Source organism: Yersinia intermedia, assembly GCF_900635455.1.
Taxonomy (GTDB): Bacteria; Pseudomonadota; Gammaproteobacteria; order Enterobacterales; family Enterobacteriaceae; genus Yersinia; species Yersinia intermedia.
The window spans coordinates 133,555-148,624 of sequence record NZ_LR134116.1 but is presented as its reverse complement, the minus strand read 5'-3'; the positions used below and the strand labels follow the sequence as shown (position 1 = coordinate 148,624).

Here is a 15,070-nt window from a genome sequence, read left to right as displayed (position 1 = left end):
TAAGATAAGCAGGCATAATTTAAATAAGTGGCGGAACGGACGGGGCTCGAACCCGCGACCCCCTGCGTGACAGGCAGGTATTCTAACCAACTGAACTACCGCTCCACCGATTCTTTTACGTGTATCTTCCCGATACTTACCCTTACAGGGCCAGCGCTCCGCGCTGTGCAAAACCGCTCTACGCGATTTTGTCAGTTACCAGATGTCACTCTGATAACTCGTGTTTGATGCCTGGCAGTGTCCTACTCTCGCATGGGGAGACCCCACACTACCATCGGCGCTACGGCGTTTCACTTCTGAGTTCGGCATGGGATCAGGTGGGACCACCGCGCTAAGGCCGCCAGGCAAATTCTGTCTAAACTAACCCGCTATGCAATTCTTCACACAGCCAGCCAGCCCAATCTCGGAACGTCGCTGAAAATATCATTCTCTCTCAAACACAAAACACCTTTGGTGTTGTAAGGTTAAGCCTCACGGATCATTAGTACTGGTTAGCTCAATACATCGCTGCACTTACACACCCAGCCTATCAACGTCATAGTCTTTAACGTTCCTTCAGGGGGCTTAAAGCCCCAGGGAAGACTCATCTCGAGGCAAGTTTCCCGCTTAGATGCTTTCAGCGGTTATCTCTTCCGAATTTAGCTACCGGGCAATGCCATTGGCATGACAACCCGAACACCAGTGATTCGTCCACTCCGGTCCTCTCGTACTAGGAGCAGCCCCTCTCAATCTTCCAACGCCCACGGCAGATAGGGACCGAACTGTCTCACGACGTTCTAAACCCAGCTCGCGTACCACTTTAAATGGCGAACAGCCATACCCTTGGGACCTACTTCAGCCCCAGGATGTGATGAGCCGACATCGAGGTGCCAAACACCGCCGTCGATATGAACTCTTGGGCGGTATCAGCCTGTTATCCCCGGAGTACCTTTTATCCGTTGAGCGATGGCCCTTCCATTCAGAACCACCGGATCACTAAGACCTACTTTCGTACCTGCTCGAGCCGTCACTCTCGCAGTCAAGCTAGCTTATGCCTTTGCACTAACCTCACGATGTCCGACCGTGATTAGCTAACCTTCGTGCTCCTCCGTTACTCTTTGGGAGGAGACCGCCCCAGTCAAACTACCCACCAGACACTGTCCTCACCCCGGATCACGGGGCCGAGTTAGAACATCAAACATTAAAGGGTGGTATTTCAAGGTTGGCTCCATGCAGACTGGCGTCCACACTTCGATGCCTCCCACCTATCCTACACATCAAGGCTCAATGTTCAGTGTCAAGCTATAGTAAAGGTTCACGGGGTCTTTCCGTCTTGCCGCGGGTACACTGCATCTTCACAGCGAGTTCAATTTCACTGAGTCTCGGGTGGAGACAGCCTGGCCATCATTACGCCATTCGTGCAGGTCGGAACTTACCCGACAAGGAATTTCGCTACCTTAGGACCGTTATAGTTACGGCCGCCGTTTACTGGGGCTTCGATCAAGAGCTTCGCCTTGCGGCTGACCCCATCAATTAACCTTCCAGCACCGGGCAGGCGTCACACCGTATACGTCCACTTTCGTGTTTGCACAGTGCTGTGTTTTTATTAAACAGTTGCAGCCAGCTGGTATCTGCGACTGGCTTCGGCGCCGAGAGCAAGTCTCTTTACCTAATGCCAGCGTGCCTTCTCCCGAAGTTACGGCACCATTTTGCCTAGTTCCTTCACCCGAGTTCTCTCAAGCGCCTGAGTATTCTCTACCTGACCACCTGTGTCGGTTTGGGGTACGATTTAATGTTACCTGATGCTTAGAGGCTTTTCCTGGAAGCTTGGCATCAACTACTTCACCACCGTAGTGGCTCGTCATCACACCTCAGCGTTGATAAGCAACCGGATTTACCAAGTCACTCCGCCTACATGCTTAAACCGGGACAACCGTCGCCCGGCTAGCCTAGCCTTCTCCGTCCCCCCTTCGCAGTAACACCAAGTACAGGAATATTAACCTGTTTCCCATCGACTACGCTTTTCAGCCTCGCCTTAGGGGTCGACTCACCCTGCCCCGATTAACGTTGGACAGGAACCCTTGGTCTTCCGGCGTGCGGGCTTTTCACCCGCATTATCGTTACTTATGTCAGCATTCGCACTTCTGATACCTCCAGCAACCCTCACAGGTCACCTTCAACGGCTTACAGAACGCTCCCCTACCCAACAACGCCTAAGCGTCGCTGCCGCAGCTTCGGTGCATGGTTTAGCCCCGTTACATCTTCCGCGCAGGCCGACTCGACCAGTGAGCTATTACGCTTTCTTTAAATGATGGCTGCTTCTAAGCCAACATCCTGGCTGTCTATGCCTTCCCACATCGTTTCCCACTTAACCATGACTTTGGGACCTTAGCTGGCGGTCTGGGTTGTTTCCCTCTTCACGACGGACGTTAGCACCCGCCGTGTGTCTCCCGTGATAACATTCTTCGGTATTCGGAGTTTGCATCGGTTTGGTAAGCCGGGGTGGCCCCCTAGCCGAAACAGTGCTCTACCCCCGAAGATGAGTTCACGAGGCGCTACCTAAATAGCTTTCGGGGAGAACCAGCTATCTCCCGGTTTGATTGGCCTTTCACCCCCAGCCACAAGTCATCCGCTAATTTTTCAACATTAGTCGGTTCGGTCCTCCAGTTAGTGTTACCCAACCTTCAACCTGCCCATGGCTAGATCACCGGGTTTCGGGTCTATACCTTGCAACTAGACGCCCAGTTAAGACTCGGTTTCCCTACGGCTCCCCTATTCGGTTAACCTTGCTACAAAATATAAGTCGCTGACCCATTATACAAAAGGTACGCAGTCACACCACGAAGGTGCTCCCACTGCTTGTACGTACACGGTTTCAGGTTCTATTTCACTCCCCTCGCCGGGGTTCTTTTCGCCTTTCCCTCACGGTACTGGTTCACTATCGGTCAGTCAGGAGTATTTAGCCTTGGAGGATGGTCCCCCCATATTCAGACAGGATGTCACGTGTCCCGCCCTACTCATCGAGTTCACAGCAAGTGTGCTTTTGTGTACGGGACTATCACCCTGTACCGTGCGACTTTCCAGACGCTTCCACTAGCACACAAACTGATTCAGACTCTGGGCTCTTCCCCGTTCGCTCGCCGCTACTGGGGGAATCTCGGTTGATTTCTTTTCCTCGGGGTACTTAGATGTTTCAGTTCCCCCGGTTCGCCTTGCATGGCTATGTATTCACCATGCAATAGTGCAACGAATTGCACTGGGTTTCCCCATTCGGGTATCGTCGGTTGTAACGCTTCATATCAGCTTACCGACGCTTTTCGCAGATTAGCACGCCCTTCATCGCCTCTGACTGCCTAGGCATCCACCGTGTACGCTTAGTCGCTTAACCTCACAACCCAAAGATGTTTTTTCGTTATTGGTGTGGCTGTGAACACACTCTGCTGTGTTGTGCAGTGCGCGCAATCTTCATGAACGTTGAGTTCACTCCGGTTGCTGTGCGCTGTACGCCTGGCTGAGTGTCTTCTCGCTCACACTGCAACAATGATAAACACATTGGCATTGCGATTATTTGAGAGACTCTAATACAGGTTAATCCTTATCTCAGTCATTCTACGGAGAGATAAGTTTCAGCTGTATTGTTTCAATTTTCAGCTTGTTCCAGATTGTTAAAGAGCAATATTTCACAACACACTGTGCCTTACGACCGCAGTACGTTTTGAAATAGTTTTTTTATATGGTGGAGCTAAGCGGGATCGAACCGCTGACCTCCTGCGTGCAAGGCAGGCGCTCTCCCAGCTGAGCTATAGCCCCATATAAAAAGCAAAATACCTTATCGGCATAACTCATTCTCAGACAAGGCGCAGTCACGCGACGTTTATGGGGATAAACGAATGTGTCTGTAACGCAGTATGAGGATGAGTTGGTGGGTCTGAGTGGACTTGAACCACCGACCTCACCCTTATCAGGGGTGCGCTCTAACCACCTGAGCTACAGACCCAACAAGGTACTAAAGCCCGACTAATCTCTCAGCCCGGCCTTATTTGCTCGTTACTTTCTATCAGACAATCTGTGTGGACACTGCGCAATGCGTATCGTTAGGTAAGGAGGTGATCCAACCGCAGGTTCCCCTACGGTTACCTTGTTACGACTTCACCCCAGTCATGAATCACAAAGTGGTAAGCGCCCTCCCGAAGGTTAAGCTACCTACTTCTTTTGCAACCCACTCCCATGGTGTGACGGGCGGTGTGTACAAGGCCCGGGAACGTATTCACCGTAGCATTCTGATCTACGATTACTAGCGATTCCGACTTCATGGAGTCGAGTTGCAGACTCCAATCCGGACTACGACAGACTTTATGTGGTCCGCTTGCTCTCGCGAGTTCGCTTCACTTTGTATCTGCCATTGTAGCACGTGTGTAGCCCTACTCGTAAGGGCCATGATGACTTGACGTCATCCCCACCTTCCTCCGGTTTGTCACCGGCAGTCTCCCTTGAGTTCCCACCATTACGTGCTGGCAACAAAGGATAAGGGTTGCGCTCGTTGCGGGACTTAACCCAACATTTCACAACACGAGCTGACGACAGCCATGCAGCACCTGTCTCACAGTTCCCGAAGGCACCGAAGCATCTCTGCTAAGTTCTGTGGATGTCAAGAGTAGGTAAGGTTCTTCGCGTTGCATCGAATTAAACCACATGCTCCACCGCTTGTGCGGGCCCCCGTCAATTCATTTGAGTTTTAACCTTGCGGCCGTACTCCCCAGGCGGTCGACTTAACGCGTTAGCTCCGGAAGCCACGCCTCAAGGGCACAACCTCCAAGTCGACATCGTTTACAGCGTGGACTACCAGGGTATCTAATCCTGTTTGCTCCCCACGCTTTCGCACCTGAGCGTCAGTCTTTGTCCAGGGGGCCGCCTTCGCCACCGGTATTCCTCCAGATCTCTACGCATTTCACCGCTACACCTGGAATTCTACCCCCCTCTACAAGACTCTAGCTTGCCAGTTTCAAATGCAGTTCCCACGTTAAGCGCGGGGATTTCACATCTGACTTAACAAACCGCCTGCGTGCGCTTTACGCCCAGTAATTCCGATTAACGCTTGCACCCTCCGTATTACCGCGGCTGCTGGCACGGAGTTAGCCGGTGCTTCTTCTGCGAGTAACGTCAATCAATCGTGCTATTAACACGACTGCCTTCCTCCTCGCTGAAAGTGCTTTACAACCCGAAGGCCTTCTTCACACACGCGGCATGGCTGCATCAGGCTTGCGCCCATTGTGCAATATTCCCCACTGCTGCCTCCCGTAGGAGTCTGGACCGTGTCTCAGTTCCAGTGTGGCTGGTCATCCTCTCAGACCAGCTAGGGATCGTCGCCTAGGTGAGCCATTACCCCACCTACTAGCTAATCCCATCTGGGCACATCCGATGGCGTGAGGCCCGAAGGTCCCCCACTTTGCTCTTGCGAGGTCATGCGGTATTAGCTACCGTTTCCAGTAGTTATCCCCCTCCATCAGGCAGTTTCCCAGACATTACTCACCCGTCCGCCGCTCGCCGGCAAAGTAGTAAACTACTTCCCGCTGCCGCTCGACTTGCATGTGTTAGGCCTGCCGCCAGCGTTCAATCTGAGCCATGATCAAACTCTTCAATTTAAGATTTGTTTGATTTGCTATGAGTTAACATAGCGATGCTCAAAGATTACTTTCTGCAAATATGCATTCGAACCGAAGTTCAAATGTGTACTGCTTTGGTCACTCTTCAAGACTTTGATATTTCATCTGCCTGCCGAAACAGGCTTCGATATCGTCTTGCGAGTGCCCACACAGATTGTCTGATAAATTGTTAAAGAGCGTTCGTTACCCGTTTGCCTTTCGGCGAATCTTACGGTAACGCGGGAGGCAGATAATACGCTTTCCCGCTGAAGAGTCAAGAGTTTCTTTCGTTTCTTTCGAAGTCAAAATCATTCTTTTCGCTTCCTGACCCGGCGAAGTGTGTTTCGTTGTTCCCGGTCAGTGGAGGCGCATTATAGGGAGTTCCTGACAGCCTGCAACCCCTAATTTGAAAAAACTTTTCAACCGCTGAATCTTTAGTCAAAACACCTTTAAATTGGCAGTTTTTGCAGCACCGGGAAGCCATAACTCTGCAAAACGGGCAATAAAACGTCAGTATCTGCATTCAACGCCATGCAGTAAGCAATATTATCTTCCTGAGAAGAAACTACATTTTCTTGAGAAGAGATGAGCCAGGCAGTGCGACGAGCTATTGCTGCACCGGAATCGACCATACGGGTACCTTCAGGCAACACTTGCGCCAACTCTTCTACTAATAGAGGGAAATGAGTGCACCCCAATACAATGGTGTCCGGCGGCTCACGCATCGCCAACCATGGATGGAGGATTTTCTTTAAGGTTTCGATAGGTACAGCACCGCCATGCAACTTGGACTCTGCCAGTTCCACCAGCTCAGATGAACCCAGCAATTCAATTTTGCAATCAGTGGCAAAGCGCTCAATCAAATCCCGGGTATAAGAAGCATGCACGGTGCCACGGGTAGCCAATAAGCCAACAACACCATTGCGGGTTAATCGCACCGCCGGTTTGATAGCGGGAACAACCCCAACCACAGGGAATGCGAAGCGCTCACGTAAAGCAGGAAGCACAACTGTGCTGGCCGTGTTACAGGCAATGACGACGATTGCCAGCGGATGACGCTGCTGCACCGCAGTGACAATTTCCAGTACGCGTTCAATGATAAACTCGCCGGACTTCTCCCCATAAGGGAAAGCGACATTATCGAAAGCATATATATAGTGGAGATCCGGCAGCAACTGCCGAATCTCTTGATAGACAGATAGCCCGCCAACACCTGAGTCAAAAATCAGTGCTGTCGGGCGAGGGGCAGTATCAACCTTAGAAGTTATAGCTTCCGGTGAGGTAATACTCTCGTCCAGCGGTTTTATAGCCATAAACCGTCTCATAATCTTTATCAAACAGGTTGGCAATTCTACCACGAACTGTGAGATGAGAGGTGACCGGATATGAAACAGCTAGATCCCAAAGGCTAATCCCTCCCAATTTTACTGAGCTTGGTGCAAAAGTGGTTGGATCGAATGTATTGTCATAACGCTGACCAAGATATTGATATGTTACCGACCAATCTAACTCGGCCACCTGCCAATCAAGTTGGTATTTAACCTGTTGCTTAGCGCGGCGCACCAGAATTTGATTGGTTTCAGCATCGCGAGGATCAAGATATTCTAACGTAACTTGGTGAGATAACGGCCCGGTGTCGAAAGCTCCCGTCCATTCCACACCTTTTATCACCGCTTTACTCACATTGTAGTAACGGTTACTACTACTGTCATAGTCTATAAGTTCTTCAATATCATTACGATAAGTGGATAAGCGCCAAGTTACTGGCCCGGTTAAGCCTTCAAGCCCGCCTTCCCATTGTTTGCTTTCTTCTGGTTTCAGGTTCGTGTTACCGCCATAGGCGCTATAAAGCTGCATTAAATTGGGAGCCTTATAGGCCGTACCGTAAGAACCGATCAAACGATAGCCATCAATAAACTCCCAGCCAGCGCTGGTCTGCCAGGTGGAGTGCCAACCAAATTGCGAATTATCGTCACTGCGCGCTGAGCCTTCTAAAGTGACATCATTGATCTGTTGCTGCCCTGTCAGATAAATACCCGTGTTGCGCAATGTGTATTCATCAGAATTGGTTGCATTCATCGCTTTGCGTTTGGTTGTTTGCTCCTGCCAATCAGCCCCCGCACTAACCTCGCCTTTACCGACTTGCAGCGTATTACCCCATTGTAAATTGTATTGCTCTGCATCATCTAAAGAGGCGGATACATCATGCCGACCAAACAATGGATCATAGTTATAGTCTTTAGTGCGGTTATAACTTGCGATCAGTTGAGACGCATAAATTCCATTTTTAAAACGTAACCCAGTGTCATAAGTACGGCTTGATAGCTGGCGGGTATCTAATAATGCTGAACCGGGATAATAACTGCCATCATAGTCACTACGGTTATCGAAACCGTAAGCACGCGCAAAGCCACTGAATTGATTATTGAAATCATGATTAACACCTGCCCACAGCATTTTCCCCATGTATCCGTCACGATCCGGCTGGCTTGCCATGCCAGTATTACCAGCAGCAACAATGTCATAACCTTTACTGTAATCGTAATTTCCTGCCAACGTCACCGTGGTGCTATCACCCAGTTTTTGCTGAGTTGAACCACCGTAGTTCTGGTAACCATTCGAACCCACGCCTGCGGTGAGTGTGCTACCCAAGGCTTCACGCACAGTAATGATGTTTACTACCCCACCGATAGCATCTGAACCATATACCGCAGAACGTGGTCCACGAATATATTCAATACGCTGTACTAAAGAGACAGGGATTTGGCTGAGATCAGAAGAACCGCTGATACCCGACTGATTCAGACGAACACCATCAACCAGAACTAAAACATGCCTGGCATCTGTACCTCGGATAAACAAGGAACTCTGTTGGCCAGGCCCACCAGTTTGTGCAATGTTCACACCAGGCAAGCGGCGCATAACATCATTCAGGTTAGTTGATTGCCAGCGATCAATATCATTACGAGTAACAACATCAACCGGAGCCAAGATAGAAGATATGGGTTGGGGGAATCGATTGGCGGTAACCACCATGTCATCATTACTTGTTGTGGTGCTGTCCTGGGCCCATCCAGAAAATGCTGTCACAGAAAGGGCTGTGAGCAGCGTATATTTTTTTATTGTCATGAATACAAGCATCCAAACTCAATTGGCGGATGCCGCAGTGCCATGGCCGATAGTTCGCGACGACCACGCATATTGCGACGTAATACCGGCAGGTCTTCGGGCTTGGGATCTCTGATGTCACGCCTTATTCATTACTTAAATGAATTAATACCGTGAAATAGAGCTGGCGATGACTTCCCGCCCTTGCGGACAGTGTCTGGTTGAAACCTATCGCCGTAACTTCCCCTTACCGCTGCGCGTCAGCTCCGGATTTACACCGGATTCCCTTTTAACTCTTAGGTGTTTAAGTAACAGCATGAGGCCGGATCGCAATGCTACGATCAAGTAAAATAGATGTCTAGACTTCCATCCTCGTTATAGTGAATAAACACAACAAAACTGGACATCACTCCCACTTTCCCTACAATCCGCAGCAGTAACCCTCTTTTATAATGGCCAGACGAGAAGAATCATGACTCCCGACATCCTGCCGACAGACAGCTACGACCAACAACTGGCGGAAAAATCTGCCCGTCTTCAGGCGATGATGTCGCCGTTTCAGGCACCTGCTGCGGAAATATTCCGTTCTCCTGCCGAACATTACCGCATGAGAGCAGAGTTTCGCGTTTGGCACGATGAAGATGACTTGTACCACATCATGTTTGACCAGCAGACTAAGCAGCGTATCCGGGTTGAACAGTTCCCGGTGGCGAGTTTGTTGATCAATCGTCTAATGAGCGCGTTGATGACAGCCATTAGAGCCGAACCAATTTTGCGGCGTAAACTGTTCCAGATTGATTACTTATCTACCCTAAGCGGTAAACTGATCGCTTCTTTGCTGTATCACCGTCAATTAGATGAAGAGTGGCAGCAGAAAGCGCTGGAATTACGTGATCAGTTGCGAGCGCAAGGCTTCGACTTGCAATTGATCGGGCGCGCGGCAAAAACCAAAATTATGTTGGATCATGACTATATCGATGAAGTATTGCCGGTTGCCGGGCGTGAAATGATTTATCGTCAGGTGGAGAATAGTTTCACCCAACCGAATGCGGCGGTGAATATCCATATGCTGGAATGGGCAATTGATACCACTAAGAACGCCAGTGGCGATTTATTGGAGTTGTACTGCGGTAATGGTAACTTCTCGTTGGCGCTAGCACGCAATTTTGCACGCGTGTTGGCAACAGAAATCGCTAAACCCTCAGTGGCGGCAGCGCAATACAATATCGCGGCAAATAATATCGATAACGTGCAAATTATCCGCATGTCGGCTGAAGAGTTTACCCAAGCAATGCTAGGTGTGCGCGAGTTTAACCGTTTGAAGGGGATTGACCTGAGCAGTTATAACTGTGAGACCATTTTTGTCGATCCCCCGCGCAGCGGGCTGGATGACGAGACGGTCAAGCTGGTACAAGGTTATCCGCGTATCCTTTATATCTCCTGTAACCCTGAAACGCTGTGCGCCAATCTGGAACAGTTACAACAGACACATAAAATCAGCCGCTTAGCTCTATTTGATCAGTTCCCCTACACCCATCATATGGAGTGTGGGGTATTACTAGAAAAGCGCGGCTGACAGGCAATAGATAAGCAAAAGGGCAACGTGATGTTGCCCTTTTGCGTTTTAAAATATGTCGTTTTAAAACATGCCATTTTCAGGTTATTGCGGCTGCTGGTTATCCGAATTATCTGGCTCAGATTCTGATTGCACCGACTTACGTGCTTTTAGTTTAAACAAGATCCAGAACACCAACACGACACTGAGAATAGAAGGAACGAAATTAGAACCAATGGCCGGATGCTCAACCCGCACAATCGCGCTATACAACAAAATCCCGAGCAGGAAACATGCAGAGGCCAGCACTGGCAAGCCATGCGGCATGGCAAAATTGAGGTAGCGCTGATGTAAACAATATACAGCCAATACCAATGTTAGCAGCGGAAAAACTGAAAAAGGCACAAACGCGCTGAATAATGTATTAAATGAACCATTTATTGCCAGGCCAGTAATCAACGCCAGCAGCAGGGTGCCGATTTCACGGCGAGACTGTTCCATCATTTTTCCTTACCTTATTAAGTGCGAGATACAGCGAGTTTTTCCTGCTCGCGACGATACCAATAATAAGCGCCCTTGGAGATCATCCGCAATTGTAAGACCAAGCGCTCCTCTAACTGTCGCCGTTGTTCAATATCTACGTCCAGCACTTCAGCACCGGCACTGAAGACAATTGTGACCATGGCCTCAGCCTGAGCTTCAGTGAAGCTACGTGGCATGTGATTTTCCAGTTCGAGGTAATCTGCCAGCTCGGCAATAAAATGCTGAATTTCACGTGCAACTGCTGCACGAAATGCGGCAGACGTGCCGGAGCGCTCCCGCAGCAATAGACGAAACGCATTCGGGTTATTACCGATAAATTCCATAAATGTAGATACTGAGGTACGGATAACACTGCCGCCCTTGGCAATCCGCTGGCGTGCCTGACGCATCAGTTGACGCAACATCAGACCGCTTTCATCGACCATTGTCAGGCCAAGTTCGTCGACATCGCGGAAATGCCGGTAAAAAGAAGTCGGTGCGATACCAGCTTCGCGAGAGACTTCCCGCAAGCTAAGGCTGGCAAAACTCCGCTCAGCACTCAATTGGCTGAACGCCGCTTCGATAAGGGAACGACGAGTCCGCTCTTTTTGTTGTGCTCTGACGCCCATAATCGTGCCCAAGGGATATCCAAATTCTCAATCTAAGATATATAGTCAACAATATACCAAACTTTATAGTAACAACCGTTATACAAACGTATCATCCCAATACAGAATTGCCGCTTTACAACACACATCACGGTGATTTACCCATGGTTGATTGGCTTATGCCTGCCATCTTTCAATTTACAGATGTGTTGGCTGTACCTTGAAATTTATTGGGTATCTGGTTGGGTTGATGTTAATGTATCGTTGTAATTTTGTATAAGAATAGGTCTCTCCTACATGCAACAGCACTTCCATTTTGATGCCATTGTTATTGGCTCGGGTCCTGGCGGTGAAGGTGCCGCTATGGGGTTGGTCAAGCAAGGTGCCCGTGTTGCCGTAATTGAACGGTATAATAATGTGGGCGGTGGATGTACCCATTGGGGCACTATCCCTTCCAAAGCTTTGCGCCACGCCGTTAGCCGTATTATCGAATTCAACCAAAATCCACTCTACAGCGACAATGCCCGAACCATCAGTTCTTCTTTCGCTGATATTTTAAACCATGCTGACCGTGTTATTAATCAACAGACACGTATGCGCCAGGGCTTTTACGATCGCAACCACTGCCATATGTTCTCAGGCGATGCCAGTTTTATTGATGCCAACACTATCAATGTGCGCTATGCCGATGGCACCAACGATACACTCCGCGCTGATAATATTGTGATTGCAACAGGTTCACGCCCCTACCGCCCGGCGAATGTTGATTTTAGTCATGAACGTATTTACGACAGCGATACCATTTTACAGCTCAGCCATGAACCCCAACACGTCATTATCTATGGCGCAGGTGTTATTGGTTGTGAATATGCTTCAATCTTCCGTGGTTTGAGCGTCAAAGTTGATTTAATCAATACCCGCGACCGTCTACTGGCCTTCCTTGATCAGGAAATGTCAGATGCCCTCTCTTACCACTTCTGGAATAACGGTGTCGTTATCCGTCACAACGAAGAGTTTGAGCAAATTGAGGGGACTCTTGACGGTGTTATTGTGCATCTGAAGTCAGGTAAAAAGGTCAAGGCAGACTGCTTGTTGTATGCCAATGGGCGTACCGGTAATACCAGCGGTTTAGGGTTGGAAAATATTGGTCTGGAAGCTGATAGCCGTGGTCTGCTGAAGGTCAATAGCATGTACCAGACAGCGCTGCCCCATGTATATGCGGTGGGTGATGTGATTGGTTATCCGAGCCTGGCCTCTGCGGCCTATGATCAGGGGCGTATCGCGGCACAAGCGATGATCAAAGGTGAAGCCAACGTTCATTTGATTGAAGATATTCCGACAGGTATTTATACAATCCCGGAAATCAGTTCTGTTGGTAAAACCGAGCAAGACCTAACCGCGATGAAGGTGCCCTACGAGGTTGGCCGCGCGCAGTTTAAACATCTGGCGCGCGCGCAAATCGTCGGGATGAATACTGGTAGCTTAAAAATCCTATTCCATCGGGAAACCAAGCAGATCCTCGGTATTCATTGCTTCGGCGAACGCGCAGCGGAAATTATCCACATCGGGCAGGCGATTATGGAACAGAAAGGAGAAGGTAATACTATCGAATATTTCGTTAATACGACCTTCAACTATCCGACTATGGCTGAAGCCTATCGTGTGGCAGCGCTCAACGGTTTAAACCGCCTGTTCTAGCTTTTCGTTTGTAACTTCTGAGCTCATGCGCGGTTGCATGTGTTCACGTATCGCCTCGGCCAGTTGCTCATAGCGGCCACGCAGTGGGGAACCGGGGCGGTACACCAACGCGACGGTGCGTTTAGGCACCGGTTTGTAGCACTCCAGATAGCATACACCATCACGCTTACGCTCATTCGGCACCGCCAGCGACGGCAGCAAAGTTATACCACTCCCCGCAGCCACCATATTACGCAGGGTTTCCAAACTGGTAGCGCGGAAATGAGTGTCTTCTTCTGCACCGGCCTGGAAACAAAAGCCCATGGCCTGATCGCGTAGGCAGTGACCATCTTCCAACATTAATAATTTCTCACCCGCCAGCTCATGCATTTGCACTCTGTCACGATCTGCCCATGGATGATCGGCATAAATAGCCAGGTTCATCGGCTCATCAAATAGCGGAACTTCGATAAAAGCTTCGGTCTCTTTGACCAACGCCAGAATGGCGCAGTCCAGCTTACCACTGTCCAACTGAGCCAAAAGATTCTGGGTTTGTGCTTCATGCAGATACATTTCCAGTTTCGGGAATGTCTTATGCAACATAGGAATGATTTGCGGCAGCAAGTAAGGCCCGACGGTAGGAATAAGGCCGATATGCAGCGGGCCGGACATACTTTCGCCCTGCAAGCTGGCCATCTCTTTCAGTACCTTCACTTCTCGCAATACCGTTCTGGCTTGCTCCACCAACAACAACCCAGCCTGGGTAAACAAGACCTTACGGCTAGTGCGCTCCAGCAACATCACACCCAACTCATCTTCCAGCTTACGAATCTGGCCGCTTAATGTGGGTTGGCTGACATGGCAAGAGTCGGCGGCACGCCGGAAATGCCTGAACTCAGCCAGCGCCACTAAGTATTCTAAATCACGAATATTCATCTGTGCTCCGCTTTATGATAGCCATTGACGATAGATAAGATAGCAACCAGTGATTAGATCTATCAAGCGATAAAATGAATAATGTGCCCCAACCAAGAGACACACAGACAAATTTTAATATTTCATTTTTTAATTAAGGAGTTACTGATGTTTACTAGCCAAGAAGGTAAAAAAATCCCACAAGTGACTTTCCATACCCGTCAGGGTGATCAGTGGGTTGACGTAACTACCGACGATTTATTCAGCAATAAAACAGTGATTGTATTTTCACTACCGGGTGCGTTTACCCCGACTTGTTCTTCCAGCCATCTGCCACGTTATAACGAACTGGCAGGTGTGTTTAAACAGCACGGTGTTGATAGCATTCTGTGCGTATCAGTCAACGACACTTTCGTGATGAATGCCTGGAAAGCTGATCAACATGCTGAAAACATTACTTTCGTTCCAGACGGTAACGGCGAATTCACCAAAGGTATGAACATGCTGGTTGAGAAAGCCGATCTGGGCTTCGGTCCACGTTCATGGCGTTACTCCATGCTGGTGCGTAACGGTGTGGTTGAGAAAATGTTTGTGGAGCCAAATAAGCCGGGCGACCCGTTTGAAGTGTCTGATGCAGATACCATGCTGAAATATCTGGCACCTGACTTTAAAGTACAGGAATCGGTGTCTGTCTTTACCAAACCGGGCTGCCCATTCTGTGCCAAAGCGAAACAAATGCTGCAAGAACGCGGGATTCAGTATGAAGAGATCGTGCTAGGTAAAGATGCGACAACCGTTAGTTTGCGTGCAATCACTGGCCGTGGAACCGTACCACAAGTATTTATCGGTGGCCGCCACATTGGTGGCAGTGATGATTTAGAAAATTACTTATCAGCTTAATAACATTAATAGAATGAAGATAATGTGAATACCCAAAGTCATTGGAGTTGCAGGTAGGCGGCATGTGAACTCACCCCAATGAGCTTACTTATTTTTAAGGTCAAGACCAGTAAGTGATTCGGGGGACAAATCTGCCGGGAGCAGGTTTGAACGCTGCACGCAGA

Annotated in this window: 8 protein-coding genes, 3 tRNA genes, 3 rRNA genes and 1 riboswitch; of the genes, 3 read left to right on the top strand and 11 right to left on the bottom strand. The window is 49.3% G+C overall.

All coding sequences use genetic code 11. The features are described 5' to 3' along the window. Positions 1-28: 28 nt before the first annotated feature. The 8 genes from EL015_RS00690 to btuB form a co-directional block, all read right to left on the bottom strand. Positions 29-105, bottom strand: a tRNA-Asp gene (locus EL015_RS00690). Positions 106-229: 124 nt separating this feature from the next. Continuing rightward, a 5S ribosomal RNA gene (gene rrf / locus EL015_RS00685) occupies positions 230-345 on the bottom strand. 115 nt (positions 346-460) lie between these two features. Beyond that, positions 461-3,367 (bottom strand): 23S ribosomal RNA (locus EL015_RS00680). 346 nt (positions 3,368-3,713) lie between these two features. After that, a tRNA-Ala gene (locus EL015_RS00675) sits at positions 3,714-3,789 on the bottom strand. A 110-nt stretch (positions 3,790-3,899) separates the two neighbouring features. Beyond that, positions 3,900-3,976: transfer RNA gene (locus EL015_RS00670), tRNA-Ile, on the bottom strand. 102 nt (positions 3,977-4,078) lie between these two features. Next, positions 4,079-5,621: ribosomal RNA gene (locus EL015_RS00665) — 16S ribosomal RNA — on the bottom strand. The 16S, 23S and 5S rRNA genes sit together here with 3 tRNA genes alongside, the layout of an rRNA operon. Positions 5,622-6,070: 449 nt before the next feature. Continuing rightward, entirely contained in the window at positions 6,071-6,934 is an 864-nt protein-coding gene (gene murI / locus EL015_RS00655) for a glutamate racemase (RefSeq protein ID WP_032907866.1), read from the bottom strand. Continuing rightward, positions 6,879-8,750: a TonB-dependent vitamin B12 receptor BtuB gene (btuB, locus tag EL015_RS00650; RefSeq protein WP_032907878.1), complete on the bottom strand. Its 1,872-nt coding sequence runs from the start codon at positions 8,748-8,750 to the stop codon at positions 6,879-6,881. Before btuB ends, murI begins: the two co-directional genes overlap by 56 nt. A gap of 70 nt (positions 8,751-8,820) precedes the next feature. Next, positions 8,821-9,071: riboswitch (cobalamin riboswitch) on the bottom strand. A 130-nt stretch (positions 9,072-9,201) separates the two neighbouring features. Between btuB and trmA the strand changes: the two genes are divergently transcribed. After that, positions 9,202-10,305: a tRNA (uridine(54)-C5)-methyltransferase TrmA gene (gene trmA / locus EL015_RS00645; RefSeq protein WP_005192095.1), complete on the top strand. Its 1,104-nt coding sequence runs from the start codon at positions 9,202-9,204 to the stop codon at positions 10,303-10,305. Positions 10,306-10,389: 84 nt separating this feature from the next. Here the strand turns inward: trmA and EL015_RS00640 are convergent, their stop codons facing one another. Both EL015_RS00640 and fabR read right to left on the bottom strand, forming a co-directional pair. After that, complete coding sequence (locus EL015_RS00640) at positions 10,390-10,788, bottom strand: YijD family membrane protein (protein WP_005192097.1); 399 nt, start codon at positions 10,786-10,788, stop codon at positions 10,390-10,392. A 14-nt stretch (positions 10,789-10,802) separates the two neighbouring features. Beyond that, a complete protein-coding gene (fabR, locus tag EL015_RS00635) occupies positions 10,803-11,435 on the bottom strand; it encodes an HTH-type transcriptional repressor FabR (RefSeq protein WP_005192099.1) in 633 nt (210 codons plus the stop codon). Positions 11,436-11,711: 276 nt separating this feature from the next. On the opposite strand from fabR, the gene sthA reads away from it, so the two are divergent. Then, entirely contained in the window at positions 11,712-13,112 is a 1,401-nt protein-coding gene (sthA, locus tag EL015_RS00630) for a Si-specific NAD(P)(+) transhydrogenase (protein WP_005192101.1), read from the top strand. Here the strand turns inward: sthA and oxyR are convergent. Then, a complete protein-coding gene (oxyR, locus tag EL015_RS00625) occupies positions 13,095-14,027 on the bottom strand; it encodes a DNA-binding transcriptional regulator OxyR (protein WP_032907867.1) in 933 nt (310 codons plus the stop codon). The two genes, sthA and oxyR, sit on opposite strands and share 18 nt — an antisense overlap. Before the next feature lie 147 nt (positions 14,028-14,174). Here oxyR and EL015_RS00620 point away from each other — a divergent pair, with 147 nt between their 5' ends. After that, the gene (locus EL015_RS00620) at positions 14,175-14,906 is read left to right on the top strand and encodes a glutathione peroxidase (protein ID WP_005192103.1); all 732 of its coding nucleotides are present in this window, start codon (positions 14,175-14,177) and stop codon (positions 14,904-14,906) included. Positions 14,907-15,070 lie beyond the last annotated feature (164 nt).

Excerpts from the sequence above, each read along its gene's own strand:
- sthA (WP_005192101.1), top strand. The coding sequence starts at position 11,712 with ATGCAACAGCACTTCCATTTTGATGCCATTGTTATTGGCTCGGGTCCT.
- fabR (WP_005192099.1), bottom strand. The coding sequence starts at position 11,435 with ATGGGCGTCAGAGCACAACAAAAAGAGCGGACTCGTCGTTCCCTTATC.
- EL015_RS00640 (WP_005192097.1), bottom strand. The coding sequence starts at position 10,788 with ATGATGGAACAGTCTCGCCGTGAAATCGGCACCCTGCTGCTGGCGTTG.
- trmA (WP_005192095.1), top strand. The coding sequence starts at position 9,202 with ATGACTCCCGACATCCTGCCGACAGACAGCTACGACCAACAACTGGCG.
- btuB (WP_032907878.1), bottom strand. The coding sequence starts at position 8,750 with ATGACAATAAAAAAATATACGCTGCTCACAGCCCTTTCTGTGACAGCA.
- murI (WP_032907866.1), bottom strand. The coding sequence starts at position 6,934 with ATGGCTATAAAACCGCTGGACGAGAGTATTACCTCACCGGAAGCTATA.
- EL015_RS00620 (WP_005192103.1), top strand. The coding sequence starts at position 14,175 with ATGTTTACTAGCCAAGAAGGTAAAAAAATCCCACAAGTGACTTTCCAT.
- oxyR (WP_032907867.1), bottom strand. The coding sequence starts at position 14,027 with ATGAATATTCGTGATTTAGAATACTTAGTGGCGCTGGCTGAGTTCAGG.